General features: G+C 67.6%; 14 protein-coding genes and 1 tRNA gene. 5 read left to right on the top strand and 10 right to left on the bottom strand.

All coding sequences use genetic code 11. The features are described 5' to 3' along the window. Nucleotides 1-5: 5 nt before the first annotated feature. Together N5K27_RS01695 and N5K27_RS01690 are read right to left on the bottom strand one after the other, a co-directional pair. A complete protein-coding gene (locus tag N5K27_RS01695; protein WP_087839344.1) occupies nt 6-1,283 on the bottom strand; it encodes a cytochrome c in 1,278 nt (425 codons plus the stop codon). After that, nucleotides 1,280-1,960: a c-type cytochrome gene (locus N5K27_RS01690; RefSeq protein ID WP_243724572.1), complete on the bottom strand. Its 681-nt coding sequence runs from the start codon at nt 1,958-1,960 to the stop codon at nt 1,280-1,282. The genes N5K27_RS01695 and N5K27_RS01690 overlap by 4 nt, the downstream gene beginning before the upstream one ends. A gap of 332 nt (nt 1,961-2,292) precedes the next feature. On the opposite strand from N5K27_RS01690, the gene N5K27_RS01685 reads away from it, so the two are divergent. Continuing rightward, nucleotides 2,293-2,547 (top strand): type II toxin-antitoxin system RelE/ParE family toxin, encoded by a 255-nt coding sequence (locus tag N5K27_RS01685; protein WP_087839342.1) that lies wholly within the window; start codon nt 2,293-2,295, stop codon nt 2,545-2,547. Next, nucleotides 2,531-2,857, top strand: coding sequence for a helix-turn-helix transcriptional regulator (locus N5K27_RS01680; RefSeq protein ID WP_087839341.1), 327 nt, complete (start codon nt 2,531-2,533; stop codon nt 2,855-2,857). Before N5K27_RS01685 ends, N5K27_RS01680 begins: the two co-directional genes overlap by 17 nt. A 16-nt stretch (nt 2,858-2,873) precedes the next feature. Here the strand turns inward: N5K27_RS01680 and N5K27_RS01675 are convergent, their stop codons facing one another. The 3 genes from N5K27_RS01675 to N5K27_RS01665 form a co-directional block, all read right to left on the bottom strand. After that, nucleotides 2,874-3,077, bottom strand: coding sequence for a hypothetical protein (locus N5K27_RS01675; protein WP_087839340.1), 204 nt, complete (start codon nt 3,075-3,077; stop codon nt 2,874-2,876). 283 nt (nt 3,078-3,360) lie between these two features. Beyond that, nucleotides 3,361-3,437 (bottom strand) — tRNA-Arg (locus N5K27_RS01670). 74 nt (nt 3,438-3,511) lie between these two features. Beyond that, complete coding sequence (locus N5K27_RS01665; protein ID WP_087839339.1) at nt 3,512-4,483, bottom strand: LysR substrate-binding domain-containing protein; 972 nt, start codon at nt 4,481-4,483, stop codon at nt 3,512-3,514. Between the two features lie 112 nt (nt 4,484-4,595). On the opposite strand from N5K27_RS01665, the gene N5K27_RS01660 reads away from it, so the two are divergent. After that, nucleotides 4,596-6,053 (top strand): carboxylesterase family protein, encoded by a 1,458-nt coding sequence (locus N5K27_RS01660; protein WP_279814249.1) that lies wholly within the window; start codon nt 4,596-4,598, stop codon nt 6,051-6,053. A 23-nt stretch (nt 6,054-6,076) separates the two neighbouring features. Then, nucleotides 6,077-7,345, top strand: a complete 1,269-nt coding sequence (locus N5K27_RS01655) for an MFS transporter (protein WP_217896316.1) — start codon at nt 6,077-6,079, stop codon at nt 7,343-7,345. Between the two features lie 32 nt (nt 7,346-7,377). Here N5K27_RS01655 and N5K27_RS01650 read toward each other — a convergent pair whose 3' ends face one another. Further along, on the bottom strand, nt 7,378-8,289 hold the full coding sequence (locus tag N5K27_RS01650) for a LysR family transcriptional regulator (protein ID WP_087839337.1): 912 nt from the start codon (nt 8,287-8,289) through the stop codon (nt 7,378-7,380). A 106-nt stretch (nt 8,290-8,395) separates the two neighbouring features. On the opposite strand from N5K27_RS01650, the gene N5K27_RS01645 reads away from it, so the two are divergent. Next, entirely contained in the window at nt 8,396-9,607 is a 1,212-nt protein-coding gene (locus N5K27_RS01645; RefSeq protein WP_087839336.1) for an MFS transporter, read from the top strand. Nucleotides 9,608-9,655: 48 nt separating this feature from the next. Here N5K27_RS01645 and N5K27_RS01640 read toward each other — a convergent pair whose 3' ends face one another. From N5K27_RS01640 to N5K27_RS01625, 4 genes are all read right to left on the bottom strand, one after another. Continuing rightward, complete coding sequence (locus N5K27_RS01640) at nt 9,656-10,348, bottom strand: DUF2968 domain-containing protein (RefSeq protein WP_243724554.1); 693 nt, start codon at nt 10,346-10,348, stop codon at nt 9,656-9,658. 142 nt (nt 10,349-10,490) lie between these two features. Further along, a complete protein-coding gene (locus tag N5K27_RS01635; RefSeq protein ID WP_087839335.1) occupies nt 10,491-11,849 on the bottom strand; it encodes a sigma-54 dependent transcriptional regulator in 1,359 nt (452 codons plus the stop codon). 38 nt (nt 11,850-11,887) lie between these two features. Continuing rightward, entirely contained in the window at nt 11,888-14,029 is a 2,142-nt protein-coding gene (locus N5K27_RS01630) for a TadG family pilus assembly protein (RefSeq protein ID WP_087839334.1), read from the bottom strand. Nucleotides 14,030-14,039: 10 nt separating this feature from the next. Further along, the gene (locus N5K27_RS01625) at nt 14,040-14,780 is read right to left on the bottom strand and encodes a DUF3613 domain-containing protein (RefSeq protein WP_176400763.1); all 741 of its coding nucleotides are present in this window, start codon (nt 14,778-14,780) and stop codon (nt 14,040-14,042) included. Nucleotides 14,781-14,835 lie beyond the last annotated feature (55 nt).

Raw genomic sequence — 14,835 nt, 5'->3', positions numbered from 1 at the left:
GGGCCCTATCGCACGGCCTCGCGCACCCGGCGCACCTCGGGCAGACTGACGGCGCTGGCCTGGTTGCCCCAGCTCTGCCGGATGAACGACACCACGGCCGCCACGTCCTGGTCGCCCAGCAACTGGCCGAACGGCGGCATGCCGTGCGGCTGCGGATTGCCCGCCGTGGCCGGCGCGAAACCGCCCGACAGCACCATGTGCACCGCATTGTCCGACGACGCGGCCACCACCGAGATATTGCCCGCCAGCGGCGGCCAGGCGGGCGGGCGCCCCTTGCCATCGGCGCCGTGGCACTGGGCACAGTGCTGTTCGTACAGCTTGCCGCCGATCTCCATCAACGCCGGCGCCGCGGCCGCGGACACCGAGGCCGTATCGGTGCCGACCGCCGGCAGCGACTTCAGATAGACCGCCATCGCATCCAGGTCGGCGTCGTTCGCGTACTGGAACCCTTGATGGACCGCCTCGGCCATCGGCCCCGCCGCGTGCGAACGTGGCGAGATGCCGGTCTTGAGCAGATCGACGACATCCTGCCGGGTCCAGTCTCCCAGGCCGGTCACGCGGTCGCCCGTCAGCGGCGGCGCATACCAGGATTGCCCGCCGATCAGCGAACCGGCCAGCCCGGCATCCAGCGCCATCGCGCCCAGGCGATTGCGCGGCGTGTGGCACTCCGCGCAATGGGCCAGGCCCTGGACCAGATAGCGTCCGCGCAGCCAGGCCTCGGACGGCTCCGCCGGTGCCGGCTCGTCCGACGTCGGCCGGAAATAGAAGGCCCGCCACACCGCCACCAGCCAGCGCTGGTCATAGGGGAACTCTAGCTCGTGCGGCCGGTTCACCCGCGCCGCCGGCGGCAGCGAACGCAGATAGGCGAACAACGCGTCCGCGTCCGTGCGCGAGACGTGGCGATAGCTGGGATACGGAAAGGCCGGATACAGCAGGCTGCCATCCGGCGCCTTGCCCTGGTGCAACGCGCGCCAGAAATCATCGGCGCTCCACCTGCCCAGTCCGTGCTCCGGATCGGGCGTCAGGTTCGGGCCATAGAACGTGCCGAACGGCGTCGCCAGCGCACGGCCGCCGGCGAAGGCCTCGCCGCCGGGCGCGGTGTGGCACCCCACGCAATTGCCCAGGCGAGCCAGATAACGCCCGCGCTCGATCTGCTGCCCGCCATCCTCCGCGGCCATGGTCCGCGCAGGCGTGTCGTACTCCCGATGCCCCATCCAGAACACCGTCCCCACCGCCACGACGGCCACCGCCAGCACACCCAGCAGGAATCCGCGCTTGTTCATGGCCGGCTCCCCACATGCACCTGGCTGCCGCACTCCATCGGCATCGGCTCGGGCAGGCTGGCGGCCGGCACCACTTCGCGCACCGGTTGCGAAGACAGCCATCCCGCCACCGCGCTGACGTCCTCGGGCGTCAGGCGACGCGCGATGTCCGCCATGCAATCGGGCGCGATCGCCTTGCGCAGGCCGTTGGTCCACGCGCCGAACTGCGAGCTCAGGTAGTCATGCGGCAGGCCCAGCAGCGCCGGCACCGCCGGCAACACACCGGACAGCGCCTGCCCATGGCAGGACACGCATGCGGGCACCCCGCGCGCACGATCGCCTTCCATCACGAGCTGCCGGCCATGCTCCAGCGTGGCGGCGGGCAGGCGCGATGGCTTGGGATCGGGATAAGGAGGATGCTGGTCCGAGAACCACACCGCGATCTGCTTCAGGTACTCGTCCGACATGTTCTCGAGCAAATGCTGCATGGGCCGGTACTGACGCTGGCCGGCGCGGAAATAGACGAGCTGGTTGTACAGGTAGTCGGCCGGCTTGCCGGCGATACGGGGGTAGTAGCCATCTGGCCCGGCGCGGCCCTGCTCGCCATGACAGGCCGTACAGGCCGCCATGCGTCCCGCCATGGTGCCCGGCTCGAGCTTCTCGGGCTGCTGGGCCGACAACGGCGCCGACAGGGCCATCGCGGCAAGTCCCCCCAGGATTTTGTATTTGTAGTTGACGAATGGCATGGGTCAGTGGGGCAACGGCGTGAAACCGCACCCCTGGGCAGCGTTTCGACACAGCCAGTGTACCCGGGGTTGGTGGAGAAACGCGGGGGATGGGACGCGACCGATCGTCGCATGGGGACTTGCTCGGCATGGCGGCGGTCACGTGAAACTGGACCAAGATGTCCTTTGCCACGTTGTCGGCCATGTTCATCGTGGTTAATGATGCGCCGTCGGCTCGGCGGGTGACCTCGTCAAGCGCACTTGGACAGATCACGCATAAAACTTATAATTAACTTATAATACTAATGAATTCGATCGTCTGGACCCTGAAGGCCGCCAAGCAATTGCGCAAGATCAATCGGCCTCATCAGGCATCGATTCGTGATGGCATTTCCGCGCTGTCGGCAATGCCGGATTGTCAGAACATCAAGTCCCTGGTCAACCAACAGTATGGTTACCGCCTTCGAGTCGGGAACTACCGGATCTTCTTCGATTGGGACGGGGAGATCAGAATCATCGAAATCCAGGAGATAAAAAAGCGCGATGAACGCACGTATTAATATCCAGGTCATCAACGGCGCGGACGGCAAACCCGCCTTCGTGGTGATCCCTTACGGCGAATACATGGCGCAGCGCAACGTCGGCAAGGATTTGATTCCTCACGACGTAATCAGCCGAACCGTGGACGGCGCCACCCCCGTTCGCGCGTGGCGCGAGCATCTCGGCTTTACGCAAGCTGAAGTGGCCGAGCGTCTGGGCATCAGCCAGTCCGCCTACGCTCAACAGGAAAGCAGCGACCGTCTGCGCAAATCGACTCGGGAAAAAATTGCGGCAGCGCTGGGCATCAGCCCGGAACAGCTCAATTTCTAGCTATATATCGCACCCCCTACTTCGCCTGCTCCAACCCTCGATAGCTGTTGATGGTCGTCAAGGCCTGCGTGCGCGCCAGATTTTCGGTTTCGACCAGATCCTGCCATCTCGTCCAGCTGTGCGGATCAAGGATGTCGTTGTTTCCGAAATAGTCGTGGACTGCGACATGGGCCTCGTCCCAGACTCGCATCGCATCTTGAACGTCGTTGATAGTCAGCATGTCGGCCTCCTGGAAGGAGGAGACGGGGCAGCAACTGTCGTTCCTGGAAGAAAGCCAGGCCAGTTGGCCTCAACGAAAAAACCACCCCTCGGGATGGCTTTGCTGTCTGGGCGCAACTCGGCCCGGATGCGCACCCACTGATGTCAGCCGATACCGCACGCACGCCTGCGCGAGATTGATGCCATCCAAGCAGGCGGCGCCCCCAAATCTCCCAGGCAAAGAAAAACGGCTTGAGGGTCGTGGACCTCAAGCCGTTTAAATCCCTGATTTAACAGGGTAATTCTGGCGCGCCCGGCAGGATTCGAACCCACGACCCCTTGGTTCGTAGCCAAGTACTCTATCCAACTGAGCTACGGGCGCTGCAAAGAAATGAAATTATAGCGACACTTTTTTCGGCTTGCAAATCGAGGGCTGCAAAACCTGCAAACCCCGCATCAACCCCGGCCAGACGCCCGGCTTCGCCCCGCTCTGCCAGCCTGCTGCGCCCTGCCCCGTGACGTCTGCGAGACGTCGAAATCCGCGCCCGGCAGGCGCTGCACCAGCATGTCCAGGAAGGACCGGGCCGCGGTGGTCAGGGTCCTGCCCCCCGGATAGACGGCAAAGATGTTGACCGGCGGTGGCAGCCAGTCCTCCAGGACTCGCACCAGTCTGCCCCGGCGAAATTCGTCCGCGCACAGGTCCAGGGGCAGCGCCGCGATGCCCAGGCCCTGGCGCGCCGCCTGCAACAGCGCCGACAGGTGGTAGGTGGTGAAGCGCGGTTCGAAGCGCACGACGCTGGTTTCGCGGCCGCGCCGAAGCCGCCATAGCCACTCGGTGGCCTTGCGCCCGAAGCCCAGGCAGGGCATGGCGGCCAGGCCGGACGGGTCCGCCAAGGTGTCCAGGCCGGGCAGGTCCGGGCTGGCCATCAGGGCGAAGGGGCTGGTGATCAGTTTGCGCGCGACGATGTCGGCGTCGGGCAGCGCTTCGAACGCGGGATAGATGACGAGGTCGGCCGAAACGAAGCGCGGATCGAAAATGAGCGCGCTGGCCTCGAAATGGAGCCGTACGTGGGGGTGAGCCAGCGCGAACTCGGTGGCCAGTCCTTCGACCGCGATCTCGCTCAGGTAGGGCGGCGCGATGACGTGCAGGGATCCGGTGGGCACGGCTTGCAGGCGTTCGGCCAGTGCCAGCAGCCTGTCGGCCTCGGCTGCCACCCGTGCGCATTGCCGGTAGCACTCCTGTCCGAAGCTGGTCAGCACGAACTGCCTGGGGCCACGGTGGAAGAGCGGCGCGCCCAGGCGGCGCTCCAGGTCGGCCAGCCTGCGCGCCAGCGTGGACTTGGCCACGCCCATCTGCCGTCCGGCGGGCGACAGGCCGCCATGGTCGACCACCATCTTGAACACGTACATGTCGTCCAGGCCGCGCATGGATTCGTTCCTTTTCCAGTACGTTGACGTTCCAATAACAGAACGAACTCGAGCAGTTTGCGATGCTACGCTTCCTTCACCACAAAGGGGAGCCATGCCATGAACCCGAACGATCCAAGCGTCGTGGACATGCCCTACGGTCGCCTGCTGGGCGCCCGCGAGGGCAAGGTGGTCCGTTTCCTGGGCGTGCCCTACGCCCTGCCCCCCCACCGGCGGCCACCGCTTCGCGCCGCCCCGGCCACTGGCCGAAGGCGATGGCCGGTTCGACGCGACGGCGCCCGCGGCCATCCCGCCGCAGTTGCCGTCGAGGCTGGCCAAGGTCATGGGCGACTATCCCGCCCGGCAGGACGAGGACTGCCTGCACCTGGACATCTGGGTACCTATCGACCGCCCATCCCGCGCGCCGGTGTTCGTGTTCCTGCACGGCGGCGCCTTCATGACGGGCGGCGGTTCGCTGCCCTGCTACGACGGCGCCGTGCTGGCCGAGCGCACCGGCATGATCGTGGTCAACGTGACCTATCGCCTGGGCGTGCTGGGCTTCTTGCCCATTCCCGGGATCGCACCCGCCAACCTGGGGCTGCGCGACCAGATGGCCGCGCTGTCGTGGATACGGCGCGCCATCGGCGCGTTCGGCGGCGATCCTGCCAACGTCACGGTGGCGGGACAGTCGGCGGGCGCGTACTCGATCGCTGCGCTGCAGACCCGCGCGGACGGCCCCGAGTGGTTCGACCGCGCCATCATGATGAGCACGCCGCTGGGCGTGGCCTTGCAGGCGCCGGCGCAGAAGCGCGAAGTGGCGCACATGTTCACCCGCGCCGCGGGAATCGAGACCGCAACGCCGGACAACCTGTCGCGGCTGCCGGTGGACGCCATCCTGAAAGCCCAGTTGCAGGTACTGCGGCAGACCGTCCCGGCCAGCACCGGGGAGGTCACGCCGCCATTCATGCCGACTGTCGACGGCGATGTCATCGCCGCTCCACCGCTGGCAGCCGCCGGGGCCGGCGCCTGGTGCGACACCATCATCGGCTACACGCGCGAAGAAAATGCCGCGTTCTATGTGGGCGACGCCGTCATGGGCGGCCTGCCGGCGGACACGGTGCGCGAGGTATATCACGTCCACTACGGGCAGACAGGTGGCGAGCGGTATGAGCAGGCGCGCGCCAGCCGGGCGCCGGGCACGCCTCTCGCGGCGCTGACGGACCTGCGGTCACGCCTGGATTTCATCGAGCCTACGCTGGCGTATGCCCGCGCGTTGGCCGCCAAGGGCCGCGCGCCTTTCGTCTATCAGTTCGACTGGCAGTCGCCTACACCGGGCATCGGCGCGTGCCATTGCATCGATCTGCCCTTCCTGTTCGGCAACCTGGCCACCTGGCGGGACGCGCCCATGGTGGCTGGTGCCGACTCCGCCGAGCTTGCCGACCTCAGCCACGGTTTCCAGGACATCTGCGCCGCGTTTGCCAGCACCGGCGATCCCAATCGCGCGACGTTGCCGCCGTGGCCCAGCCATGGACAGGATGGCGCCGTTCTGCATATCGACCGCCTCATCCAGGCCCGGCACGCGCCGCGTTGAATCCCTTCTTCGCAAGGACCACCATGGACACTTCCTCCGCATCGGCCGCCGCGTCCGGCGACGCTCCGCGTTCGCGCCTTGCCCGCATCGGTATCGTGGCGATCTGTTTCCTGGTCGTGCTGCTGGACGGCCTGGACACCACATCCATCGCCTTCGTCGCGCCGGCATTGGCGCGTGAATGGGGCCTGCCGCCCGCGGCGTTCACGCCGGCCTTCGTCGCCACCAGCGTGGGCGCCGTCGTGGGCTATCTGGCATGCGGTCCACTGGCCGGCCGCTGGGGACAACGCACGGTGGGCGGCCTGAGTGTCGCGATATTCGGCCTGGGCACGCTGCTGTCCGCCTGGTCGCCGGATGTCCCCGTGCTGGCAGCCCTGCGCTTCGTCGCGGCCGTGGGTCTGGGCGGCGCGCTGCCCGTGGCGGTGTCGGCTGCCGCCGGCGCGACGCCGGCCCGCTACAAGGAAACGGCGGCGATGCTGGTGGCGGCGGGACTGTCGGCGGGAGCCGTCATCGGCGGCATGGCCGGCGTGCCCTTGATGCGGCAGTACGGTTGGCACTCGGTGTTCTTGATAGGCGGCATCCTTCCGCTGGTGCTGCTGCCCTTATTCCTGAAGGTCCTTCCCGGCCGCGGCCCGGCAACCCGTGCCTCCCGGCCGGCCCAGGGCGGCAGCGTGGCGGCGCTGTTCGACCGCCGGTGGCGGCTGCGCACCTGGCTGCTCTGGCTGTTCGCCTTCCTGATCTTCCTGGACGCCTATGCCCTGACCTTCTGGATACCCACGCTGCTGGCCGAGTTCGGCTTCGGTCGCGCGCAGGCGCCGGCCGCGACGGCCGCCTTCGGCATGGGCGGCCTGCTGGGCAGCCTGGCGATGATGGCGCTGGTGGCGAAGCTGGGCGTCAAGCGGCTCCTGGCGATCACGACCTTGATCGCGATCGCTTCGATACTGGTCGTGAACCAGGTCGCGCTGGCGCCTGGGCAGGTGCTGGCCGTGATCGGCGGCATGGGCGCCGGCCTGATCACCGGGTGCGTGGGACAAAGCGCGCTGGCGGTGTCCTACTATCCGCCGGAACTCCGTACCACCGGCGTGGGCTGGGCCGCGGCCTCGGGCCGCATAGGTTCCATCGTCGGACCGGCGCTGGGTGGCCTGATGCTGGCGCTGAACTGGAGCCCCCGGGACATCGTGCTGACCGCGGTCGCGCCAGCGGCGGCCGCGCTGGCGGTGCTGGCCGTGCTGGCCTGGGTGGACCGGCGCCCGGATGCCGGCCATGCTCCGGCCCGTGCCACGTCCACCACCTGAGCCCTGACCGCTGGCCGGCTACCCACCAGCGGTCAAGGCTCGCGCAACGAGTCCGGCTCCCTCAACACATCGACCAGCGCCTCCCGAAACGCGGCGATGGGCCGCGCCAGCCGCCCCGCGGGCGCGCGGTGCAACAGCCAGGCGCGCACGCAGGGACGGAAATCGGGCGACGCGATGACCTGGACCTCGTCGCGCCACGCGCCGCCCGCGAATGCGGCGGGCGTCACGATGCCGATGCCGAAGCCGCGTGCCACCAGCGACATCCTCAGGTCCACGCTCAGCGCTTCGACCGCTACCTGGAAAGGCAGCCGCTCCGCCTCGAAGCGATGGCGGATGAAGGCCCGGAAGCCGCAACCGTTCTCGTTCATGACCCAGGGGAAGCGGGACAGCTGTTCCAGATCCGGACGGCGCGGCACCTTCAGCGAACGCGCGGCAACCAGCAGCACCCGCTGGGCGCCCAGGTCGTCGCACACCAGGGTCTCGGGCGGCGGCACGCCGTCGGCCAGGCACACCGCGGCGGCATCCAGCTCGCTGCGCGCGACCTGCTCCACCAGGCGCGGCGACCAGCCCGAGGTCACGCGCAGGGTCAGCGCCGGGAAATCGGTGCGCAGCCGATCGAAGGGCTGCATCAGCGCGGCTTCGGACAAATAGGGCATGATGCCGAGCCGGAATTCGCCCTGCACTTCCCCGTGGGGCGACACCCCGGCCTTCAGATCATCCAGCGAGCGCAGCACCCGCCGTCCGTGCTCGTAGGCCTCGCGGCCCGCCGCCGTCGGCTTCAGGGGCTTGGACTGCCTGTCCAGCAGGGTCGCGCCCAGGCGCTCCTCCAGATTCTGCACGCGGCGGGTGACGCCCGGCTGCGTCAGGTGCAGGCGGGCCGATGCGCCGACGATGGAACCGGTCTCCACCACCGCCACGAAAGCTTCCAGGTCATGGATATTCATGACATCTGCGCATAATGATGATGCGAAGGATTGAATTGCTTGATCATGCGATAGAAAAATAAAGTTTCCGTTCGATATGCAATTAATTTATCAAACGGAGCGTTGCATGACCACCTGCGGCAAATCCGGGGCCCTGGCCCCTCGCGCGTCTCTATCGACCCGGCCCCCGGTGCTGCTGTTCGGCACCGCCACCGGCGTCCTCGTCACCAATCTCTTCGCGCCGCAGACACTGGTGGGCGTCATGGGCGCCTCGCTGGGCCTGGCACCGATGGCGTCGGGCCTGATGGCCATGACCACGCTGCTGGGTTATGCGGCCGGACTATTCCTGCTCGTGCCCTTGGCGGACGTGGCGCCGCACCGCCGCCTGGTGCTCGCGATGCTGGCGGTCGCCGCAGTGGCCGCGGCGACCGCCGCGTGCAGCCCCTTCGCCGCGCTGCTGCTGGCGGCCTTGTTCGTCCTGGGCGCGGCCAGTTCCGTCATCCAGGTGCTGGTGCCCATCGCCGCCGCCATGGTGGGCCCCGAAATCAGGGGGCGGGTGATCGGCGACATCATGGGCGGCCTGATGGTCGGCATCCTGCTTTCCCGTCCGCTGGCCAGCCTGCTGGCCGACACGCTGGGCTGGCGCGCGTTCTATGCCGCCAGCGCCATGGCCTCGCTGGCGCTCGGCCGGGCGCTGGTGCGCGGCATTCCCGACCGGCTGCCGCCGCCCGGTCCGCGCTACCTCGATCTGATCGTGTCGCTGGGATCGCTGCTGCGCCGCGAACCGGTCCTGCGCCGGCGCGCGGCCAGCGCTGCCCTCAGCATGGCGGCCTTCAGCCTGTTCTGGACCGCGGTCGCGCTGCGCCTCGCGCAGCCGCCCTACTCGGTGGGACAACGCGGCATCGCCGTGTTCGCGCTGGTGGGCGCGGCCGCCGCCTTCATCACGCCCTGGGTGGGCCGGGCCGGCGACCGGGGCTGGACGCGGCCGGTAACGGCGATCTCCCATCTCGGCATGATCGGCGCCTTTGCCCTGGCGGCCTGGGCCGGAAACACCGGGCACGGCAGCCATGCGTCCTGGATCGCGATGGGCCTGGCGGCCATCGTCCTGGATGCCGGCGTCACCGGCGACCAGACACTGGGACGGCGCGCCGTCAACCTGCTCGACCCCGCGGCGCGCAGCCGCATCAACGCGCTGTTCGTCGGCCTGTTCTTTCTTGGCGGCGCGGCCGGATCCGCACTGGCCGGCCTGGCATGGAGCCTGGGCCAGTGGCAGGCGATATGCGCGACCGGCGCGGCGCTGGGGCTGGCAGCCTTGCTGGTTCCTGGCGCTCCGAAATGAAAACCGGGGCCTGGGGCCCCGGTTCCGGCACTGCGCGGCGATCGAGGCTCAGCGGCCGCGCCGGCCGTCCTGGCTCGTCACGCTGTTGGCGCTGTCGAGCTTGGTCTGCTGCTCTTCCAGCATGCGGATCTGGCGCTGGAGGGTGTTGAGCTGTTCGCGCGCGGCCTGCCGCTCGTTGGCCAGCGCGGCGGCTTCCTGGCGGGCCTGCTCCTGGCGGGCCGCCACCTGCTGCTCCTGCTGGCGCTGCATGGTCAGGTCGTTCTGCAGCGCGTTCAGGCGCGTCTCGTTGGCACTGATCAGCTTTTCGGTCACCGCGCGCTCGGCGTCGAGCTTGATGCGGCGGATATCCACGTCGGCCAGTTGCACCGTCTGCTCGACAAAGGCCTTGTAGGTCTGCTCGGCCTGCGCCTCGGACGTGGTCTTGACCACGCGCCAGAAGTTCTTCTGCTGGAACATCGCCACGTAATAGGTCAGGTCATCCGCCTTGAATAGCAGGCTGGCCCCGTAGTTGCCGTTGTAGGTGGTGCGCAGTTCGTTCAGCGTACGGTTCTGTATGAGCTGCTGCAGTTCCGCCATCGTGCTGTTGTTGGAAGCCGACTGGGCCGCGTCGACGGGCCGGACCGGCGCGGCCTGGGCCGCGGCCTGCGTCCCTGGCTTGGCGGTCGTGTTCTGGACCACCTGGGCGGAAACGCCCAGGGATGCCATGGAAAGCGACAGTACGATCCCCACTTGTCGGAACATTCTGCATGTCCTCATTTTCATTCCAGCTTCCTTGGTCATATCGAGTTCGTCGGCCTGGCCGTAACAAAGCGTGTCCGATTTTAATGAAAGTACGGCGCCGTGGGCTCTTTATTGAGTCTTTTTTGGCGCCAAGCCGCTTCAGTCAGTCCAGTTCGCCCGCCACTTCCGCATCCTGGCCGACGATCTGGTACTTGCGCATCTTCTCCCACAGCACCTTGCGGCTGATTCCCAGGAAATTGGCGGTATCCTGGCGCCGCCAGCCATGGGCATCCAGCGCGCCGATGATCCGGTTGCGCTCGGCCAGCTCCTGCGGGCTGCGCTCGTTGGCCGGGATGACGCCTTCGGACAGCGACGCGAAGATGCGGCCGATGCGTTCCCGGTCCCAGGCCCGGAACTGCCTGACCATCACGCCCACCCGCTCTGCCACGTTGCGCAATTCCCGCACGTTTCCCGGGAAGCGCGTGCGCGTGACGAGCGCCGCCAGCCAGTCGGGCACCTCGTCCTCCTGCTCGGGCAGGATCTGTCCCAGCAGGGCCTTGAAGATGGCGATCTTGTCCACCGCGCCACGCTCTTCCAGGTTCGGCACCTGCAATTCGATCACCGCCAGCCGGTAGTACAGGTCGGCCCGGAACAGCTCCTGGCGCACCAGTTCGCGCAGGTCGCGGTTGGTCGCGGCCACAAGACGGAAATCCACCGGAATCTCGGCAGTCGAACCCAGGCGGGTCACGCAGCTCTGCTCCAGGACGCGCAGCAGCTTGACCTGCTGATACAGCGGCAGATCGCCGATCTCGTCCAGGAACAACGTGCCTTCATGGGCCTGCTCGAAATATCCCTTGTGCGCGAAGGTCGCCCCGGTGAAAGCCCCCTTGGCGTGGCCGAAGAAGTGCGATTCGAACAGGCCGTCGGGAATCGCGCCGCAGTTGACCGCCACGAACGGGCCCTTCCCGTAGCGGCGATGCCCCTCGTGCAACAGCCTCGCCACGCGCTCCTTGCCCACGCCGGTCTCGCCCCGGATCAGCACCGTCGAATCACAATCGGCGAAAGCCTCGACCTCCGACAGAAAGACCCGCATGCAGGCGGAGGTGGCGATGAGCGGCTCGGCCGCCTTGGCGCGGGCGCCCTGCTCCCGCACCACGCCAGCCACCTTGAAGACCAGCGTGCGCAGTTCGGCGGCGGTGAAATCCGCCGTCAGGACATTGGAGTACTCGGGCGGATAGACGCGCGGGTCGGAGTTCCGGGCCTCGGCCGCCACCCACACCACCGGCATGCCATGCCCGGCCTGCCAGTCGCTGACGCTGAAACTCGGACGGTCGATGACCGTGACCGAAATGATCGCGACCGACATGCGCACACTCGTCACGTCGCGCGATACGGCGATGTTGTCCGCCCGTATCACATCCACGTCGAAGTTGGCCAGCGCCCGTGCGACACGGTCGGCAATATCCGATTTGCCTTCCCAGACGTAAACGTCGAGATCATCTTGTGAAGGTCGTGTCTTCATGGCGGTACGCCCGTTCCCTCCATCGTTGTCGTTCGCGCTCAATAGACGAGTCGAACGTTGTCGCATTCCAATGACATGAGATGCACGTCGGTCTGTCCGATCTTGATGCCGACCAGCCCGTCGAGCAGGTTGGCCAGCAGCTTGCCCACTTCGTTCAGCAAGGGTTTGAGCAAGCCGACCAGCGGACTCAGGATGGCCTGCAGCAGGTTCTGCGATTGGCCGCTGCCTCCACCGCCCAGCAGACTGCCCAACAGATCGCCCACGGCATTGAGCAGCCCGCCCAGCAAGCCGTTGCTGGCGCTCGTCTGCAAGGCCTTGATCAGTTCGGTCCGCATGCAGGCCTGGTTGCAGGACCCCAGCAGCGGCGTGACGGTCTGGCGCCAGAGCGTCGGCATGGCGCAGGTCCCCAGGCCCAGGAGGCCGCACGGACGGGGCCAGGTGATGCCGTCCCCGAGCAGCTTCTGTTCGATCACGCTGGGCGTGTAGCCGTATTGGTTCAGGTACTTGTCCGCCACCTGCGTGGCCGTGTCGGCGGGGAAGGCTTCGAGCTGGGCGCCCTGGCCCGCGGACGACTGCGCCAGCAACAGCGCCAGCAACTGGTTGACCAGGTCCTGCACCGTGTCGCCCAGCGGCAGCTCGTTCCGGCCCACCGTCTTGGTCTGGTCCACTTCCAGGGTGGTGTAGACCGGATCCTGCGCCAGGATGTCGGGCTTGACCTGCCCGTGCAGCAGGTTGATGCCCAGCAGCTTGACGAAGGTCTCGTCCTGCAGGCCGGTCGCGCAGACGTCGTGGGTCGACCACAGCGTGGATTCGTTGATCTTGCCCATGCACAGCTTGGCGATGGACGAATCGACCTTGATCGTGGCCTTGGCCGGCGCCGTGCAGCTCATGCCGGTAAGCGTGCCTTGCGAACTGACCACGTCCAGCACGATGGGCAGCTTGACCTGCGTGCCGAGCAGCCCCAGCAGGCCGCCGACCAGCCCGCCGTCGGTCGCGATGTCGACGAAGGTGCGGACCTGGGCCGTGTAGGCCTTGGTACCCAGGCCGCCTATGCCGACCGAGGGCGGTTCGATGATGCTGGCGCGCACGTTGGTCTTGAGTCCGACGGCGGAACTCACGGCGGCCGGCAGTCCCAGATTGACGGTTACCGCATGATTGGACACGCCGACGCCGACCGCGGCGGTCAACAACCCCAGCGCGTCCAGGTCCACGTTCAGCGCCGAACCGGCGCTGGGCGCCTGGATCAGCGCGAACAGTCCGCTCGTGACGCTGTTCGAACCCAGCTGGACCAGCAGCGTATCGATGCCCAGCTTGGCGGTCAACGCGTTCAGCAGCGAAGCGTTCAGGCCCAGCAGGCTGTTCTGGTTCGCCAGGCTGACGATGGCGTTCAGCAACTGCCCGAGTTCGACCTTGCGGGCGGCCAGCAGGCTGTTCAACTCGCCTACGCTCAGGTCCGCGCCCACCGGGATGCCCAGTTGCTTGAGCAAGCCGCTGGGCGTGATCTTCACGCCGGCCAGGCCGGCATAGGTTCCGATGCTGAGGTCTTCGCAAAGGTTCGCGCCCACGACCCGGAGCAGCACGCACAAGGGGGCGGTCTGGGAATTCGTGGTCGCGAGTTTCGAGCCGACCCAGAAGGATGCGATCGGTGCTTCCTGGACGGCGATGGCCTCGGCGTAGAGCGACCGATTGCCCAGGAACGGCAACACCAGGGGGACCTGCTGGGAAATGGCCACCTTCACCGCATTGAAGCCGACCGAGGATTTGGGCGTGCCGAAATACTTCTTGCCGCCGGTCCCGCTATAGGATTCGGAGGGAGGCTCCATGGCCTGCACGGTGTTCTTGGCCGCATCCGGATTCGGATCCCAGCGCCCGCATACCGGATCGGGCGAGGTTCCCATCGACAGCCCGAATCGTTGCAGGTTCAGGTTGGCATTGCCGCGCGCGGCCGCGCTCGCGGCGACGCAACTGTCCCGCTCCAGTTGCTGGGCACCGGCCAAAGCCGCCAGGTCGGCGGTCTTCTGGAGCTCCCGCTTCATGTAGAAGAGATAGCCCAGGTCCGCCGAAGCCAGCAGCGTGACCGATACCAGCATCGCCGCCGCAGCCGCGATCAGCACCGATCCCCGCTGGCGCGCCGGCGGTGCCCGGAAAACGGACGAGGGGATACGACGATGCGGTGTCATGAAAACCTGCCTATTGCTTCGGCTGCGAGGTCGTCTCGTAGAACTGGGGGATGGGATGCGAGAAGCTGTCGATGTAGCGCTTCCAGCTGGGCGACGCGGTCGCGCCCAGCATGGGCAGCGCCTGGCCTGCCTGGCGTCCTTCGGCCTGCATGCGCACCACCTCGCTCGTCACATCGCCGTTGGGCCGGCTCCTGCCCTGCGGCGCGGCGGATGCCGTGGCCACGGCTGCTTCCGATCGCGGTACGGCAGCGGGCGCAGCAGCAGCGGGCGCGGCGACAGCTGCCACAGGCTGGGCGGGCGCCGCCGCTTGCGGAGTGACCACCGTCGTTACGCGCTGCTCGGAAGACTGCACGGCCTGGGGGCGCGCCGTGGTCGCTGGTTGGGCGGAGGCGGCCGGCGCCTGGCCCGGCCCCGGCACCTGCCGCACGACCGAGGAAGCGGGCCGGGACGCGGCCGGCGTCGACGCCGCCCCCTGCTGCGGGGCCGCGCGCAGTTGCGCCTCGCGTTGTGCCTGCGCGGCTTGTTGTTGCGCGGCCGCCGCGCGCCGGGCCTGCTCTTCCGCCTGGGCCTGGCGCGCTGCCTGCTCCATGCGCGCCCGCTGCTCCGGCGTCTCCTGCAGCATGGAACCGGTCACCGGCGCGTTGCTCTGCGCATGCGCCAGGGGGGCCGCCAGCAGCGCGGCCAGCACCAGATAACGGCTGACATGCCGGGAAGCGGACTGTCCGTGCGGGCATTGGCTGGTAGATTTCATGATCGCCTTGATTCCACTTGTATTCGTCATCGTTGAAGAAGATCCGGTCGCCTCG

This window comes from Pigmentiphaga sp. GD03639, from assembly GCF_029845405.1.
Classification (GTDB): Bacteria; Pseudomonadota; Gammaproteobacteria; order Burkholderiales; family Burkholderiaceae_B; genus Pigmentiphaga; species Pigmentiphaga daeguensis.
Note: the sequence above shows the minus strand (reverse complement) of the source record. Positions and strands in the feature narration are given on the sequence as shown.

Bases quoted from the DNA above. Each gene is read 5' to 3' on its own strand.
- N5K27_RS01640 (WP_243724554.1), bottom strand. From the start codon at position 10,348: ATGTTCCGACAAGTGGGGATCGTACTGTCGCTTTCCATGGCATCCCTG.
- N5K27_RS01685 (WP_087839342.1), top strand. From the start codon at position 2,293: ATGAATTCGATCGTCTGGACCCTGAAGGCCGCCAAGCAATTGCGCAAG.
- N5K27_RS01675 (WP_087839340.1), bottom strand. From the start codon at position 3,077: ATGCTGACTATCAACGACGTTCAAGATGCGATGCGAGTCTGGGACGAG.
- N5K27_RS01690 (WP_243724572.1), bottom strand. From the start codon at position 1,960: ATGGCCCTGTCGGCGCCGTTGTCGGCCCAGCAGCCCGAGAAGCTCGAG.
- N5K27_RS01635 (WP_087839335.1), bottom strand. From the start codon at position 11,849: ATGAAGACACGACCTTCACAAGATGATCTCGACGTTTACGTCTGGGAA.
- N5K27_RS01645 (WP_087839336.1), top strand. From the start codon at position 8,396: ATGACCACCTGCGGCAAATCCGGGGCCCTGGCCCCTCGCGCGTCTCTA.
- N5K27_RS01650 (WP_087839337.1), bottom strand. From the start codon at position 8,289: ATGAATATCCATGACCTGGAAGCTTTCGTGGCGGTGGTGGAGACCGGT.
- N5K27_RS01630 (WP_087839334.1), bottom strand. From the start codon at position 14,029: ATGACACCGCATCGTCGTATCCCCTCGTCCGTTTTCCGGGCACCGCCG.
- N5K27_RS01680 (WP_087839341.1), top strand. From the start codon at position 2,531: ATGAACGCACGTATTAATATCCAGGTCATCAACGGCGCGGACGGCAAA.
- N5K27_RS01655 (WP_217896316.1), top strand. From the start codon at position 6,077: ATGGACACTTCCTCCGCATCGGCCGCCGCGTCCGGCGACGCTCCGCGT.
- N5K27_RS01665 (WP_087839339.1), bottom strand. From the start codon at position 4,483: ATGCGCGGCCTGGACGACATGTACGTGTTCAAGATGGTGGTCGACCAT.
- N5K27_RS01695 (WP_087839344.1), bottom strand. From the start codon at position 1,283: ATGAACAAGCGCGGATTCCTGCTGGGTGTGCTGGCGGTGGCCGTCGTG.
- N5K27_RS01625 (WP_176400763.1), bottom strand. From the start codon at position 14,780: ATGAAATCTACCAGCCAATGCCCGCACGGACAGTCCGCTTCCCGGCAT.